This is a genomic window from Bradyrhizobium viridifuturi, from assembly GCF_001238275.1.
GTDB lineage: Bacteria > Pseudomonadota > Alphaproteobacteria > Rhizobiales > Xanthobacteraceae > Bradyrhizobium > Bradyrhizobium viridifuturi.
The window spans coordinates 1-15,751 of the sequence record NZ_LGTB01000028.1; the positions used below are offsets into that span (position 1 = coordinate 1).

Annotated in this window: 10 protein-coding genes and 3 pseudogenes; 5 read left to right on the forward strand and 8 right to left on the reverse strand. The window is 64.2% G+C overall.

The window, feature by feature from the left end:
• Positions 1 to 65: 65 nt before the first annotated feature.
• From ALC15_RS24200 to ALC15_RS24220, 5 genes and pseudogenes are all read right to left on the reverse strand, one after another.
• Positions 66 to 1,042 (reverse strand): annotated as a pseudogene (locus ALC15_RS24200) (peptidyl-alpha-hydroxyglycine alpha-amidating lyase family protein).
• A gap of 137 nt (positions 1,043 to 1,179) precedes the next feature.
• Positions 1,180 to 2,967, reverse strand: a complete 1,788-nt coding sequence (locus ALC15_RS24205) for a flavin-containing monooxygenase (protein ID WP_050629438.1) — start codon at positions 2,965 to 2,967, stop codon at positions 1,180 to 1,182.
• 111 nt (positions 2,968 to 3,078) lie between these two features.
• The gene (locus ALC15_RS24210; protein WP_050629439.1) at positions 3,079 to 4,164 is read right to left on the reverse strand and encodes a DUF2855 family protein; all 1,086 of its coding nucleotides are present in this window, start codon (positions 4,162 to 4,164) and stop codon (positions 3,079 to 3,081) included.
• A gap of 202 nt (positions 4,165 to 4,366) precedes the next feature.
• Positions 4,367 to 5,884 (reverse strand): acyl-CoA synthetase, encoded by a 1,518-nt coding sequence (locus ALC15_RS24215; protein WP_050629440.1) that lies wholly within the window; start codon positions 5,882 to 5,884, stop codon positions 4,367 to 4,369.
• A gap of 29 nt (positions 5,885 to 5,913) precedes the next feature.
• Positions 5,914 to 6,885 carry an NAD(P)H-dependent flavin oxidoreductase gene (locus ALC15_RS24220; protein ID WP_050629441.1) on the reverse strand — a complete coding sequence of 324 codons (972 nt, stop codon included), beginning with the start codon at positions 6,883 to 6,885 and terminating at the stop codon, positions 5,914 to 5,916.
• 180 nt (positions 6,886 to 7,065) lie between these two features.
• Between ALC15_RS24220 and ALC15_RS24225 the strand changes: the two genes are divergently transcribed.
• From ALC15_RS24225 to ALC15_RS24235, 4 genes and pseudogenes are all read left to right on the forward strand, one after another.
• Positions 7,066 to 7,953 (forward strand): LysR family transcriptional regulator, encoded by an 888-nt coding sequence (locus ALC15_RS24225; RefSeq protein ID WP_050629507.1) that lies wholly within the window; start codon positions 7,066 to 7,068, stop codon positions 7,951 to 7,953.
• 181 nt (positions 7,954 to 8,134) lie between these two features.
• The gene (locus ALC15_RS47265; protein ID WP_283806293.1) at positions 8,135 to 8,839 is read left to right on the forward strand and encodes a sulfatase-like hydrolase/transferase; all 705 of its coding nucleotides are present in this window, start codon (positions 8,135 to 8,137) and stop codon (positions 8,837 to 8,839) included.
• Positions 8,836 to 9,624 (forward strand): sulfatase-like hydrolase/transferase, encoded by a 789-nt coding sequence (locus ALC15_RS47270; RefSeq protein WP_283806294.1) that lies wholly within the window; start codon positions 8,836 to 8,838, stop codon positions 9,622 to 9,624. The genes ALC15_RS47265 and ALC15_RS47270 overlap by 4 nt, the downstream gene beginning before the upstream one ends.
• Before the next feature lie 23 nt (positions 9,625 to 9,647).
• A pseudogene (locus ALC15_RS24235) lies at positions 9,648 to 10,654 on the forward strand (SphA family protein).
• Positions 10,655 to 10,816: 162 nt separating this feature from the next.
• On the opposite strand, the gene aroE reads toward ALC15_RS24235, so the two are convergent.
• Entirely contained in the window at positions 10,817 to 11,635 is an 819-nt protein-coding gene (gene aroE, locus ALC15_RS24240) for a shikimate dehydrogenase (RefSeq protein ID WP_050629442.1), read from the reverse strand.
• A 360-nt stretch (positions 11,636 to 11,995) separates the two neighbouring features.
• On the opposite strand from aroE, the gene ALC15_RS24245 reads away from it, so the two are divergent.
• A complete protein-coding gene (locus tag ALC15_RS24245; RefSeq protein ID WP_050629443.1) occupies positions 11,996 to 13,126 on the forward strand; it encodes a sterol desaturase family protein in 1,131 nt (376 codons plus the stop codon).
• Positions 13,127 to 13,288: 162 nt separating this feature from the next.
• Here the strand turns inward: ALC15_RS24245 and ALC15_RS24250 are convergent, their stop codons facing one another.
• Together ALC15_RS24250 and ALC15_RS24255 are read right to left on the reverse strand one after the other, a co-directional pair.
• Positions 13,289 to 14,851: a glycoside hydrolase family 17 protein gene (locus ALC15_RS24250; protein WP_050629444.1), complete on the reverse strand. Its 1,563-nt coding sequence runs from the start codon at positions 14,849 to 14,851 to the stop codon at positions 13,289 to 13,291.
• 162 nt (positions 14,852 to 15,013) lie between these two features.
• Positions 15,014 to 15,666: pseudogene (locus tag ALC15_RS24255) on the reverse strand (DNA-3-methyladenine glycosylase family protein).
• Positions 15,667 to 15,751: the final 85 nt, after the last annotated feature.

Here is a 15,751-nt window from a genome sequence, read left to right on the forward strand (position 1 = left end):
CTCGCTCCGCGAGCACCTCTGGGTGACGGGGATAAGCTGAGGCAGTTGTTTTCAATGCCGTGCGGCTACCCCGTCACCCGCTCCAGCTTCTGCAGGCAGCGCGTCACGCGCACCGCGGCCGGCATCTCGGTGTCGGGAAAGCTGGTCTTCCAGTCGGTGACGCCGACCTCGCCGACATAGATGTCGCCGCGCGAATCCAGCGCGATGCCGTGCGGCGCCAGGAATTTTCCGGTCTCGACCCCCGGGCCCTGCTCGCCGCCGAGCCGCGCGATGCGCTTGCCTTTGCCATCCACGATCGACAGCCGCGGGCCGAGATTGGGCACCTTGCGGTTGACGGCCATGCCGGGGCCGAGCTCGCCGATCACGAAATTCGGCTGCTTGCCGCTTCCGCAGCAGCACAGCGCGCAGGGCCGATGCAGATTGTTCCACTGCGTCTCGTATCTGCCGTTGCCGTCGAACACCTGGACGCGGTGGTTCTCGCGGTCCGCGACATAGACGAAGCCGTCGGCGTCGGTCGCGATGTTGTGCACGATGTTGAACTGGCCGGGATCGGTGCCGGGCTCGCCCCAGGTTTGATCAACCGGCCGTCCGGGGTGTATTTGTGGACGCAGGCGTTGCCGTAGCCGTCCGAGACGTAGATCTCGCCTTTCGGCGACAGCGCGGTATGGGTGCAGCGATGGAACGGCTCGCCGCTCATGAACGGCGCCGGCTTGTTCGGAATGCCGATCGTCAGCAGCACCTTGCCGTCGGTCGAGCATTTGCGCACGGTGTGGTCGCCGTCGTCGGTGCAATAGAGATTGTCGTCGGCGTCGATATGCAGACCGTGCGCGCGGGCGAACACGCCTTCGCCCCAGCTCCGGAGGAAGTTTCCCTCGCGGTCGAGCACCACCATCGGGTGGTCGCCGCGGTTGAACACATAGACACGGTCCTTGCTGTCCACCGCGACGGACGCGACATCGGTCAGGCTCCAGCCATCGGGCAGCTTTGCGAAATTCTCGACGACGCGATAGCGGTGCTCGCCGTCGCCCAGGATGGTTGGCATTGTCTGTCCTCTCTCTCTCTCTCGTCATTCCGGGATGCACGCGCGTGGGCCAGGAATCCATTCATCCGCAGAGCGTGGGGCCCAATGGATTCCGGGCTCGACGCTTACGCGTCGCCCCGGAATGACGGTGGTGGTTGTTACGCAAACTTCGCCACCGGCGCGACGTCGCGCGGCAACAGCCCTTCCTCGATCGCCTTGATCTGCAGCGCCAGATAGCGCGAGTTGATGCGGCATTGCGCGAGGCTGCCGGCGATGAACCAGAGGCCGGGCTGCGGCGTGCGGGTGTACATGTTGCGCAGCTCCTGGCCGTCGCCAAAGCCCCAGATCGGGCCGACGCGTGCGGCCATCGCCTCGCCGAACAGTTTCTTCACCAGCCCTTCCTGCGGCCGGTAGCCGGTCGCGAGCACGATGAGGTCGGCCTCTATCGTCTCGCCGTTCTTCAGCCGCGCGCCGTCGCTGACGAAGGTCTCGATGTCGGAAAACTGCTTCAGCGCGACCGCGCCGCTCGCGACGAGGTCGGAGCAGCCGACGTTGAAGTAATAGCCGCCGCCACGGGTGAGGTACTTGAACTGCCAGCCGGTGCCGCCGTCGCCGAAATCGAGCTTGAAGCCCTTGCGGGCGAGACCGTCGAGCAGCGGCTTGTCGAGCTCCTTCGACTGCTCGGTCATCAGCACATGGCTGCGCTTGGCCAGCACCAGCGGCATCGAGGTCGCGATCAAATCGTTGTCCTCGAGCGAGCCTTCATTATAGGCGGCGTAGGCCAGCTGCGCCGACGGCTCGATATTGGTGATCAGGGTCGGGGAGCGCTGCACCAGCGTCACCGCGGCGCCGGAGGAATGCAGGTCCTGCGCGATGTCGTGGCCGCTGTTGCCGGTGCCGATCACCAGCGCACGCTTGCCGGTCCAGCTCTCGCCGTCCTCGTAGCGGCTGGAATGCAGCACCTTGCCGGAAAAATTCTTCAGGCCTGACATGTCGGGCAGGTTGGGGATACCGCTGACGCCGGTTGCCATCACGACATGGCGCGGCCGCATGGTCCGCGTCGTGCCGTCGGTGCGGCGCAGCTCGACGGTCCAGCGGCCCGGGGCATCGTCGTAGCTGCCGCCCAGAAATTCCGTGCCGGTCCAGAAGTTCAGCTCCATGGCATCGACATAGGATTCGAACCAGTTGGCGAGCTTGTCCTTCGGGATGTAGGTCGGCCAGTTCGGCGGGAACGGCATGTAGGGCATGTGATTGACCTGCACCTGGTTGTGCAGGGTCAGCGCGTGGTAGCGCTTGCGCCAATTGTCGCCGACGCGCGCCTCGCGGTCGACGATCAGCGCGTCGATCTTGAGCTGTTGCAGCCGGGCGGCGATCGCAAGCCCCGCCTGTCCGCCGCCGACCACCAGCACATCCGGATCGCGATCGGCATACTCGGTGGATGCCTTGCGCAGGTCGAGCCAGTTGGGGCCGCGGAAGTCGCGGGAATAGGCCTGTCCGCGCGGCCGCGTATGGCCTTGCTGCTCCTCAAAACCCTTGAGCTCCTCGAGTGCGGTCAGCAAGGTCCAGGCCTTCAGCCGGTCGCCGTCGGCGGCGTCAGGGATCAGCCGTACGATACCGTGGCCGCGGCCGGTGGCGGTCTCGAACTTGAAGATCGCCTCGATCGAACTGGTGCCCGCGCGCGTCACCCGGCGCGGCGCCGCGCGCTCGGCATCGATGCGGAAGTCGTGCGGCGCACTGCGGCGCGCATGTGCCGGCAGTTCCTCGATGATCGCAAAGGCGCGGTTGACGGTCTGGATGTTCCAGCTCAGCGCCAGCACGTCGCGCCAATAGCTGTCAGGGTGGAACAGCGGCTTCAGCAGCACATCGTCGGGGCTCGCCAGCGCATCCTCGAACTGCACAAGCCAATTGTCGGCGGCGACCGAAATATCGTCCGTCTTGTCGAGCATCGGGCGTTTCCCGTCATCGGCCGCCCTTGGTCAGTTGCCTGGCGGCGTTCCCATTGCGGCAAAGCCTATACCCATTGGCGAGGCCGCAGAAAGGGCGCGACGGGATATCGCCTATTCGGCCAGCGACAGGATCAAGCCCTGATCCGGCGGAACGCGGCCCTGCAGGGTATCGAGATAGGCCTCGCGCACCGCGGCCGGGCCGCGCCGCTCGACGACATCGAGCCAATCGGGCAGATGTGGCACGAGCTCGGTCCATGCGGCGCCAAAGCGCTGGTCGATGCCGCCGGGCCCCCATTCCTTGGCGCGCTTGCGGATCTGGTCGGGTGCGAAGAACCACATCGGTTTGGCGCCGGGCAGCGTCGGCTCGGCCGGCTCGCTCGCGCGATGCGTGAGGCCGACCCGGCCGGAATAGACCATCTGATCGCCGAAGTGCCGGTGCAGGGCCTCGCGCAGCGCGCTGTTGCCGGCCATGTCGACATAGGCGACGGGCTCGGCCGGCGGAATCGCCGCGACCTGGTCATAGGTGACGACGTCGTCATAGCAGCCGAGCGAAGTGACGAAATCGACATTGCCTTTCGAGGTCAGACCGATCACCCGGATACCACGTCGGTGCAGCAGATGGGCGAGGCCGAATGCGGTCTTGCTCGAGGCCGATGACAGGATGACGCGGCGGGCGCCGTAGAATTCATTCTCGGCGAGGAAGTCGTCGACCAGGAACGACAGCATGAACAGCGGCAACATCAGCGCGCGGAAATCGCCCTGCTGGCCGGCATAGGTCGGATCGCCGGAGACGCGGGCGTAGGCGTTGTAGACCGGCGACACCTCTTGCCGGTGCGCGGCGCCATCGCGCAGGCCGCGCTTGCTGACGTCGGCGGCCTCGATCACGAGATGCGTCGCCATCGGGAAATAGCCGAACAGCGTTTCGCCGACGGCGACAGCGGGATGCTTCGAGGCCAGCACCTCGCCAAAGCCCCACACCGGAATGATGCCGTAGCCCTCGGGCGCCGGGAACAGGTGCCAGTATTTCAGCTGCTCGCCGATCACGGCGTAGGTGATGTTGTTGGCGGTGAAGGCGAAGCGCGTCACTTTCACCAGCAGCGCATCGGGCGGCAGCGCCGCGGCATCGGGCAATCGCGTCTCGATCACCTTGCACTGCTGCAGGTCGTTGCGGATGACGATGAAGTCGGTGGAGTTCATGGCGATGATCCCGGCTTCAGATCATGATGCGTTTCCATGGAATCGCATCATGATCTAATCTTTGTTTGGGCATGATCTTCTCGGAAACCGGTTTCCACTTTTCCGGATCATGCTCTAGATGCGGCTGCATCGTTGCGTCGATTGCCGGTCGTTTGCAACAGCAACTAAGTTTCAAACGCCGTTCGCTTCACCGTCACATCGTTCAGCGAAGCTGCCCTTCGCGGTAGAGGTCGCGCAGCTTGCGCTTGAAGATCTTGCCGGTGGCCTCGCGCGGCAGCGCATCCATGAAGCGGATGTCGCGCGGCACCTTGAAATTGGCGAGCTTGCCGCGCAGGAAATCCTGGATCGCTGCTGCCGACAGCGTGGCGCCGGTCTCCGGCTCGACGCAGGCGAACAGCCGCTCGCCATACTCGTCGTCGGGCACGCCGAACACCGCGCAGTCACGCACGCCGTCCATGCCGATCAGGGTATTCTCGATCTCCGCGGGATAGATGTTGACGCCGCCCGAGATCACCATGTCGCGCTTGCGGTCGCACAGGAACAGATAGCCGTCGGCGTCGAGATAGCCGACATCGCCGACGCTGATCAGGCCGTCGCGGTCGGCCTCGGCGCGCGCCTTGGCGTTGCCGTGGTAATCGAAATCCGAAGTCGCGGTCTGGCGCATGAAGATCTCGCCGGGCTCGCCGACGTCGCATTCCGTCCCGTCGGGGCGGAAGGTCTTGACGATGCCGCCCTCGATGGCGCGGCCGACGGTGCCGGGCTTGGCCAGCGCCTCGGCCGACGAATGCCAGACCGGGATGCCGGTCTCGGTCGAGCCGAGATATTCGTTGATCACAGGTCCCCACCATTCGATCATCGCGCGCTTGACGTCGACCGGGCAGGGAGCCGCGCCGTGCACGATGAAGCGCAGCGACGACAAATCGTAGCGGCGACGCGTCTCCTCGGGCAGCCGCAGCAGCCGCACGAACATGGTCGGCACCATGTGCATGTGGGTGACGCGGTGGCGCGCGATCAATTGCAGCAGGTCCTCGGGATCGAAGCGCGGCTCGAGCACGATCGCGCAGCCGTTGCGGAACGCGAGCATGCCGTAGGAGTGCGGCGCCGAATGGTACATCGGGCCGTTCATCAGGATCACCTGGCCCTCGTTCGGCTTGACGCCGTAGGTGAGGGCGCCGACGCGGGCGGCCGCCGCCTGTTGCTCGGGCCGCATCGGCTTGCGCTTGACGCCCTTCGGCAGTCCCGTTGTGCCCGAGGTGTAGAACATCGGCGCCGCGCCGATCGGCGCGTCGGTCAGCGGCTGATGCGTGTCGCGCCAGTCGTCCCAGTCGGTCATGCCGTCGGGCACGCGGGTGAGCGCGGGCGTCACGCCATAGGCCGCGGCGATCTCCGGCGGCGTGGTCACGACCAGCAGCTTGATCGAAGGCGGCAACCCGTCGCGGATCTGCGGCAGCAGATCGGCGTGGCAGACCAGCGTATCGGCGCCGCTGTCGGTGAGGATGTAGGCGACCTCGTCGGCCTTCAGATGCCAGTTGATCGGCACCACCGGGCTGCCGAGCGCGGCGGAGGCAGCGACCACCTCGAACAGCGCGAAGTCATTGCGCAGCATCATGCCGACCGGCTTGCCGCCCTGCACGCCGAGCGCGCGCAGGCCGGTGGCCGCCCGCGCGATGCGGGCGTGAATGTCGCTATAGCTGATCTGTCGGTCGCCGCTGATGATCATACCGGGTCTCTCCAGGCGATCGTCCAGCGTCAGGCGCTGGCCTTCATGAAGTCGTTGCGCGCCTCATTAAACTCCGCCTTCAGCCGCGTCACCAGTTCGGCGACCGGCGGGGCGTCGACGATCTGGCCGATGCCCTGGCCCGAGCCCCAGATGTCGCGCCAGGCCTTGGCCTTGGTGTTGCCGCCGGAGCCGAAATTCATCTTGGACTTGTCGGCAACCGGCAGGTTGGCCGGGTCGAGCCCGGCTGCGGCGATCGACGGCCCGAGGTAGTTGCCGTGCACGCCCGTGAACAGGTTCGAATAGACGATGTCGTGCGCGGCGTGCTCGGTCAGCGCCTGCTTGTACCTGATGTCGGCGTTGGCTTCCGCGGTCGCGATGAAGCGGGTGCCCATGTAGGCGAGGTCGGCGCCGAGCGCGAGGGCGGACGCGATGCTCCAGCCGTCGGAGATCGCGCCCGACAGCAGGATCGTGCCCTTGAACCACTGCTTGACCTCGCGCACCAGCGCGAACGGCGACAGCGTGCCGGCATGGCCGCCGGCGCCGGCGCACACCAGGATCAATCCGTCGACGCCCTGCTCGGCGGCCTTGCGGGCGTGCTTCACGTTGATGACGTCGTGGAACACGACGCCGCCGTAGGAATGCGCGGCCTCGACGATCTCGGACGGCGGACGCAGCGAGGTGATGATCACGGGCACCTTGTGCTTCACGCAGGTTTCCATGTCGCGCATCAGGCGGTCGTTGGAGGCGTGGCAGATCTGGTTGACGGCGTAGGGCGCGACCTTCTTCTCCGGATGCAGCGCCTGGTACTCGCCGAGCTCGTTCTCGATCTGGGTCAGCCATTCGCCGAGCTTCTCGGCCGGGCGGGCGTTCAGCGCCGGGAACGAGCCGACGATGCCGGCCTTGCACTGCGCGATCACGAGCTCGGGCCCCGACACGATGAACAGCGGGGAGCCGACGACCGGCAATTCGAGCTTGTTGGCGAGCGAAGCGGGCAGCGACATTGTTCGGATCCTCCATGGGGGAACCGCCCGGACGGCAGCCGGAGCGGATCGCGATGTGTTGTGATGGCCGGAGCGACGGCTCTTCTGGCGCCGCAATATAGGGCTGGACGGCCGCATCATGGCGTTCAATATTGAACGGCCGATTGGCCAGAAATGAACAGGGCGCAGGCGGGCGGGCGCATGGACTGGGAGCTTTGCAAAACATTCGTCGCGGTGGCGGAGACGCGGAGCCTTGCCGGCGCGGCGCGGCGGCTGCGCATCAGCCATCCCACCGTCGGCCGCAACGTCGCGGCGCTCGAGAAGCAGCTCGGCACCCGGCTGTTCGCCCGTTCCAATGACGGTCTGTCGCTGACCTCGCATGGCCGCAAGTTCCGCGAACATGCCGAAGCGATGGCGGCGGCGGCGCTGCGCGCGGAAGCCTCTGCCTCCGCGACCGGCGAGCAGGCGCGCGGCGTCGTCAAGCTGTCGATCGGCGCGACGCTGGCGGCGCACTGGCTGATGCCGCGGCTCGGGCCGTTCCTGCGCGACCACGCCAATATCCAGCTCGAGATCATCACCCATCCGTTTCCGGCCAGCGTCCGCCGCCGCGAGGCCGACGTGGTGCTGCGGCCGGTCGATGCCGGGGATGAGAACCTGATCGGGCGCAGGATCGGGCGGCTCGGCGCCGGCTTCTATGCCTCGCGCACCTATGCGGCCGGCCGCAAGCTTCCGGAGCGGCCGGACGAATGGAAGGGCCACAGCGTGATCGGGTTTGCCGACCAGGCCTCGAATGCGCGGCTGGCGCGGTGGAGTGATGTCATCACCTGGCAGGGCACGACGGTGATGCGCTGTTCCTCGCAGGGCGACATGCTTGCCGCGGCGCGCGCCGGGCTCGGGATCTGCGCGCTATCCTGCCTGGTCGGGGCCGACTATTCCGATCTGGTTCGGGTCGCGCCGCAAAAGCTCTCGAGCCTCTCCGATCTCTGGCTGCTCGCGCATCCCGATCTGGTGGAGCTTCCGTCGGTGCGGGCGGTGATCGGCTTCGTCACCGATTGCGCGCGCGAGGACCGGATCAGGCTGCGCGGCTAGAACGCATGTTCATAAAATCCGAGATGTCTGTTTTGGAGAATGAAGCGGCCACGCGATCTGATCAAAGGGATTCCGCCTTGTGACCCGAAGCGGACTCCGTGCCTATCCAAAAGAGCTGGTTTTTCGAACTAGGAGCGTGCAGACTTCGATCCGGCAACCTATGCTCGTGCGGAGGGCTTGGATGGGAAGCTCGGTGAAAAACAAAAACGACAAGGGTCCAAATCGGCGCGACGTTTTGCTGGCAAGTACAGCGCTTGCTGCTGCGTCTGCGATAGCGGGTTCAAATGAGAGCGTGTTGGCGCAATCTCGTCCTACGCCGGCTGGGCCTCCCAACATCGTCTACTTCCTGGTTGATAATCTTGGATATGGTGAGCTTGGCTGCTACGGCGGCGGCATACTGCGGGGCGCAGCTACCAACCGAATTGATGCATTCGCGACCGAGGGGATGAAGCTCCTCAACTTCGCGCCGGAGGCGCAGTGCACTCCGTCGCGATCCGCTTTCCTGACCGGCCGCTACGCGATCCGCTCCGGGAACCACACCGTCGCGCTGCCCGGCGATGATGGCGGCCTGGTTGCCTGGGAGCGCACGATCGGTGACGTTCTGTCGGCCAAGGGCTACGCCACGGCGTGCGTAGGCAAATGGCATGTCGGCGCCTCGCAAGGCCGTTGGCCGACCGACCATGGTTTCGACGAATGGTACGGGCCGCCACGGACGTGGGACGAATCTTATTGGCCAGAAGATCCCTGGTACAATCCGAAGCGCGACGGCGTCACGAGCATGCTGGAGGCGCGCAGAGGAGAGACGCCGCGGCCGGTCAAGCAACTCGATCTAGCCGTTCGACGTGATGTCGATGTCGAGTTCTCGATCGCGCCAAGTCGTTCATGAAGCGGAGCGTTGCAGCGAAGAAGCCGTTCTTCCTCTACTTCAACCACTCGATGATGCACATGCCGACGATTCCCCGCGCGGAGTTCAAAGGAAAGTCGGGCCAAGGCGAATGGGCGGACTGCCTGCTCGAGCTCGACTCGGACTTCGGCGCGGTGCTCGACACGTTGAAAGAACTGGGTGTCGACGACAACACGATCGTGGTGTTCTCAGGCGACAATGGGCCTGAGGAGCTGGAGCCATGGCGCGGACATTCCGGCTTCTTTGACGGGTCTTATTTCACCGGCATGGAGGGATCGTTACGCACGCCGTGCCTGATCCGATATCCAGGCCGGGTCCCGCCTGGGCGTCAAAGCAACGAAGTCGTTCACATCACCGACATGTTCACGACACTGGCGCGTTGGGCCGGAACCGACGCCCCGAGCGATCGGGTGATCGACGGCGTGGATCAACGGGACTTTCTGGAAGGTAAGCAGGAGGCGTCGGCGCGTGACGGCTTTCCGTACTGGATGGGAGATACGCTCTACGGGGTTAAATGGCGCAACTTCAAGATGGTAATGTATCTGCAGCGCAGCAGCCTCGAACCGTCGCTGAAGTTGGCAAGCCCGCATATCGTGAACCTGACGGTCGATCCGAAGGAGCGTAAAGCGATCGACCTGCCTTACATGCACAGTTGGACTGCGGTGCACTTCGGCGAAATCCTGAAGAACTTCGGCGCAAGTGTGAAGCGTGAAGCATTGATTCCTGCCGGGGCACCGCTGGACCACGTACCTGCTCGAAGGGCATGACGCTTCACATCGTGGGGGAAACGATGAAACAAGCAAATGTGCTGCGGACCACGGCAAGGGTTGGTCTCTGCCTGGTCATGATTGCCATCTCTGCTCCGACGCGCGCCGATGAAGGAGGTCTCAGCTTCTGGCTGCCCGGCACCTTCGGCAGTCTTGCCGCTACCCCGACCACGCCTGGCTGGTCCTGGGCAACCTTCTATATTCACACGGAGGCAGCGGCGGGCGCCGGTGCTCAATTCCCGCGCGGAGGTCGCGTCGACATCGGCGTGAGCGGCAGGGGCGATCTGGTCGGCTTCGGTCCGACTTACACATTTGCAACCGCAGTGCTCGGTGGGCAATTGGCGGTTAGCCTTCTGGGCACGGCGGGCCGGAGCGATGCGTCGGCCGCGTTGTCCCTGACCGGCCCACTAGGCAACACGATCGGAATCAATCGATCGCAGGACCTGACGTCCTACGGCGACGTGCTGCCGCAGGTCTCGCTCAAGTGGAACACGGGCGTGAATAACTGGATGGTTTACGGCGCCGGCGATATTCCGGTTGGTGACTACGACCCCGCAAGGCTGGCGAACCTCGGCATCGGGCATGGAGCCATCGATTTCGGCGGTGGCTATACTTACTTCGATCCGAAATCTGGACACGAATTTTCCTGGGTGGCCGGACTCACCTACAATTTCAAGAACCCCGACACACAGTATCAGAACGGCGTCGATTTCCATCTGGACTGGGGCGCATCGCACTTCTTCGACAGCAAGCTCCAGCTCGGACTGGTTGGATATTATCTGCAGCAGATATCGGACGACCTAGGAACACCGCCCGCTCTTGGCGGCTTCCGCTCGCGTATCGCGGGAATCGGTCCGCAGATCGGCTATCTTTTTCCGGTCGGCGATTTTCAGGCTACGTGAACGTCAAGGCCTACAAAGAGTTCGCAGCCCAGAACAGGCCGGAAGGATGGAATGCCTGGGTGACCTTCGCCATCTCGCCTGCCGCACCGGATGCAACTGCCGCCAAACCGCTCTCTCGCAAATTTTAGAGATGAAGTCCGGCTTTAGCCCGCGCGGAAGGCGTCCGGCGAGGAGCCGCTTGTGGCCCGTTGCTGACCTTCCGGAGACACCGCCGAGACGTCCGAGGCCGGGACCAAAGCGGACGCGAAGCCCCGAGGCCGGGATGTCGCTCCTTGACCCAAAGCCGACATTCACGTCAGTGGGACAGTCAGTTTAGCTATAACCTCGGCTGTCGCCGGTCTTACCCCGCGCCACCAAGCGAAAGCCTCGGCGGCTTGCTCGACGAGCATGCCGACGCCGTCGCAAACTCGGGCGACGCCCGATTCGCGGGCAAGGCGCAAGAATGGGGTCAACCCATAGGCGAGTTCGTAGGCGAGCGAGGCATTCCTGAAGAGGTTTTCTGAGACCGGGAGAACTTCGCCCCGCAACGCCGCCGACGTGGCGTTGATCACGACATCATAGCGTTTCGCATCCTTTAGTTTGTCATAATCGCTCGCGATGACCGAGCCATACGAGCCGAAGGCTTCAGCGAGCGACCGCGCTTTCTCAAACGTCCGATTCACGATCACAAGCTCTGCCGGTCTGGCTTCCAAAAGGGGCAGCAAGGCGCCGCGCGCTGCGCCACCTGACCCCAATAGCAAAACGCGCTTGCCTTGCAGGGGAATGCCTTGGTTGTATTCGATATCACGCAACAGGCCGACGCCGTCAAAGTTGTCAGCCTCGACGACATCGCCAACGAAGGACATCGCATTGGCGGCACCCGCAAGACGTGCGCGATCGCGCAACTCGGTCGCATAGGAAAAGGCATCGAGCTTGAACGGTGCGGTGATGTTCAAGCCGCGTGCGCCCTTGTGGCGGAAAGAATCTACAGCTGCCGCGAAGCCCCCTTCGGGGGCCTCGATCGCCGTATATTCGAGCTCTTGGCCGGTCTGCTGTGCGAATGCACGATGGATCATAGGCGACTTGGAGTGGCCGATGGGATTGCCGATGACGGCGTATCGATCAGTCATGGTCAATATGCCTTTCTGCCAAAGTGCTCGGCGACGGCCGGTTCCGCGTACAGCACGTTGGGAACACGTTCATATCATGCGAATCAAGGATGTCGGCTTTTGGCCCATGGCACTTCGTGGCCCTCACGGCGAGCGGTTCGTCCAGCCCCCTCGTGCAATTGAAATTATCTATTAACCCACGGTTGCATCTGACCTTGGCTGTTGCCGGGTGGATGCTAAGTCTTGAGCATTGTGATGCAGGGTCGAGAGAATGAAGAGAGGCTGGGTCTATCTCGTATTCGCGTACCCTAGCCGTCGGATCTGAGAAACTCTCGCGCGCCTATGCTGACGCGCTTGAGAATCTTTGTTTGGAGACTGTTTATGGCTCAAGAAAGTTCGAGGCCGCGCATCGGCGAAGGGCGCATCGGCAGTTCTCTCTGCGCCGCGATCGGCGTGCTCAGCGTCGCTGCGGTGCTATGCCTGCGCTACCCCGCCTTTCTCACGACGCCTGAGCTGCGCGTCCATTACGACGTCGAGCTGCTCCGCCTCACCCTCGCGATCGCCATGGTCGTCGGTGCCTGGCTGGGCGTCATCGGGATCGTGCTTGGCGGCCCGCGGGTGCCCGCTGCGATCGGCCTCAGCGCGCTTTTCCTCGCCACGCTGCTTGGCGGGCCCTACGTGCCGACACCGGATTTTCTCCAGCCGCGCTTCTATCTCGGCCTCGATTGGCTGGTGCTCGATCTATTCTTCACCGGAGCAGCATTCGTGCTGCTCGAGTGGGTCTTCCCACGGGTGCGGCCGGAGCAAGGGCCGCTCAGCCCCGGCTGGAGGCTCGATCTCGCCTATTTCGGCGTCAACCACCTGCTGATCGGCATCTTCCTGGTGGTCTCGACACATTTTGCCCATGACTATTTCGCCTGGGCGATCAGCCCGTGGCTGCAGGCGCATGTCGTGGCCCTGCCGGCGATCGTCCGTTTCGTGCTGATGATCCTGGCGGCCGATGCAGTCGAATACATCTCCCACCGCGCCTATCACGAGGTGCCCTGGTTGTGGCGAATCCATGCGGTCCATCATTCGCCCGAACACATGGACTGGCTCTCGGGATCGCGCCTCCATTTCTTCGAGCCATTGGCAACGCGCGCCCTGGTGCTGGTGCCGATCGTCCTGCTCGGCTTCCCGCAGGACACGATCTTCGCCTATCTCATTTTCATCTCTGTGCAATCGGTGCTGATCCATTCAAACATCAAGATGGATATCGGCTGGCTGCGCTACCTAATCGTCACGCCGCAATTCCATCACTGGCACCACGCGTCGGACGCCGAGGCCATCGACAAGAACTACGCGGCACACACGCCGCTGTTCGATATGCTGGGCGGAACTTGGCACCTGCCCAAAGACCGCTGGCCGGTCAAATACGGTACGGTGAAGCCGATCCCCGGCGGCATGCTCGGCCAGTTCGTGCACCCCTTCGTCGGGCCGGTGAAGGAATTCCTCGAACATCGGAATCCATGAAGTGGCGTGTTCCGCTGCTGCCAGGCGGCTGAGGCTGTTGTCCCTTCGCGGACATTCAATCTGCCATCGTTGATGTCTGCTTGTCAGCGCAATTCGGACCCTGCCATTTCGGCACGCCTGTACCGAATTCATGAGTACGCGCCCTAAAGCTAGAACGCATGCTCAGGCACGCGCCCGCCACAGCGTCGCCGCGAGCACGATGAAGACCGCGCAGGTCCACAGCGCCTGCCAGTTCTCGAGCCCTTCGTTGAGGACCGTATAAATGGCGGCTCCGACAAAGATCCCGGCAAAGATCGATTCCGCCAGCGGGCGGGTTCCTTTGGTGGGCGGATTGAGCAGCGTCATCGCCGCAAACGGCACGGTCGCCATGGTGAGAGGTGCAAAGGGAAAATCGATGAAGCGCGGATCGAACACGAGGCCGAGGGCTGCCGCCGTACCGACCAAGACGGTGACGATCAGCGCCAATCCGTGCATGGTCACCAGCACCGACTCCGTGTGGTAGCCCTTCGGACCCAGCAATTCCAGGAAGCTCGAGGGAGCGCGACCCGACATCAGGGCGTTGGCGCCGAATACCGGCGACGCCGTTGCCGCCACCAGGAGCGAGCCCCACAACAGCCAGCCTCCGGTGCCGTAGCTTTCATAGACCATGCGTTGCGCGGCGATCCCGAGCAGGATTCCCCCTGTCGTCGCGGATACGCCGACCGCCAGCCATGATCCGAATTCGGGCTGCCTCGGCTTGCGGCGCAGGGTCAGCCATGCGACGCCGAACACCAGGATCGCGAGCGCCATTCCGCTGTACATTTGCAGCTTCCAGGCCGGAAAATTGCTGACCGGCTGGCCTGGCGGATATTTCAGCGCGCGCTGTTCGGAATCGAACAGGCCCCAGGAGCCGCCGATCGTGCCCTCGATCTCGCGCTTCCACCCTTCGTCATAGGCCTCGAACAGGTTGACGCGGAAGTGCTCGCGCCGCGCCAGGTCGAGCACCTCCGCGACCACGCGCGCCTGATTGGTGCGCGACGGCAGCGCGGACTCGCGCATCCGCCCCTCGCTCGGCCAGCCGACTTCTCCGATGAAGATTTCCTTGCCCGGGAACGCCGCCGCCACCTGCTTGCGAATCTCGTCTGCGTGCGCGGCGGCCCGATCCGCCCGGATTGGAATATTCTCCCAATAGGGCAGGATGTGAATGGTGACGAAATCGACGGCCTCGGCAAGCTCGCGGTTGCTCAGCCAGAACTCCCAGACCTCGGCATAGGTGACGGGGACACTGACCTGCGCCTTGATCGAGCGGATCAGGGCGGCGAGGTCGGGTGCCGCCATTTCCTTGCGCAGCAAGACCTCGTTGCCGACCACGAGTGCGATGATCGTGTCCGGATATTCCCTGGCGAGGCGGATCGCCGTTTCGACCTGCGTTGCATTCTTCTTCCGGTCGCGATCAAGGAAGATGCCCTGAATGACCTTCAGCCCTGCCTTGGCCGCAAGCCCGGGAATCTGGTCGAGGCCGAGATCGGTCGCATAGGTGCGGATGCAGTGGGATATCTTGGCAAGCTGGGCGAGATCTTCCGCGATCTGTTCCGGCGTGACCTGCGTCGCCGGCGAAAGCGATGTCTGATTGTCGCGGAACGGGGCGTACGAGATGCACTGAACCTTGTCGTTCGGATCGATCGGTGCGCGCGGCAGATTGACCGGGGTGCCCAGCCACCACCACGCCGTGGCGATAGCGCCCAAGGATATCAGGAGAAGCGTCAGCGGGGTGCGAAGCGATACCAGGTCGGTCCCCCTTGCAGGAAGGAAGTGCAGGGCGTGCGAGATCGGTGACGCCGGCAAATTGAAAAAGTATGTTGATGCTATATCACGCGACCACGCAATTGGCGTGTCTTTCTCGACGGCCTACTTTGCACCGGCGATCACGCCTTCGCGATTCTTGAGTACGCGATAATAGGCCCACCACAGATGGGCGGCGGCGCCGCGCAGCGGCCGCCACGGCTCGGCAAGCGGCGCCATCTGCTTCGGCGTCGGCCGCTCCTTCAGGCCGAGCCCGACCTTGACCGCCTCCTGCACCGCGAGATCGCCCGCCGGCCACGCATCGCCATGGCCGAGGCAGAACAGAAGATAGACGTCGGCGGTCCACGGGCCGATCCCGGGCAGCGCGGTCAGCGTGTTGTGCGCGGCATCGGCCTCCTCGTTGGCGAGCACGTCGAGGTTCAGCCGCTCCTCGGCGAGCTCGCGGGCGATATGCTTCAGCGTCTTGATCTTCGCGGCGGACAATCCGAGCCGGCCGAGCCGGTCGCGCGCGCCTTGCGGATGGCATCATGGTGGAACGGGTCGAAGGCCTGGCTGACGCGGCCCCAGATCGCGGCAGCACTCGCGGTCGACAACTGCTGGCCGCAGACGATCGCGGCGAGCCCGGCAAAGCCCGGCTCGCGCTGCCGGATCGCCGGCATGCCGGTCGCTTCGAGGATCGGGCGCAGGCGCCGATCCTGGTCGACCAGCTTGTGGACGGCGTCGTCGAGGTCGGCCTGGGTTTCGAGATGAATCAGCATTGCGGAATCGGCTTCGCCAGACGGACGTGCTCTTGCGACTCGGGCACCGCGCCTTGTGGACGCTTCAGGAGGTCTTAGAGTATGA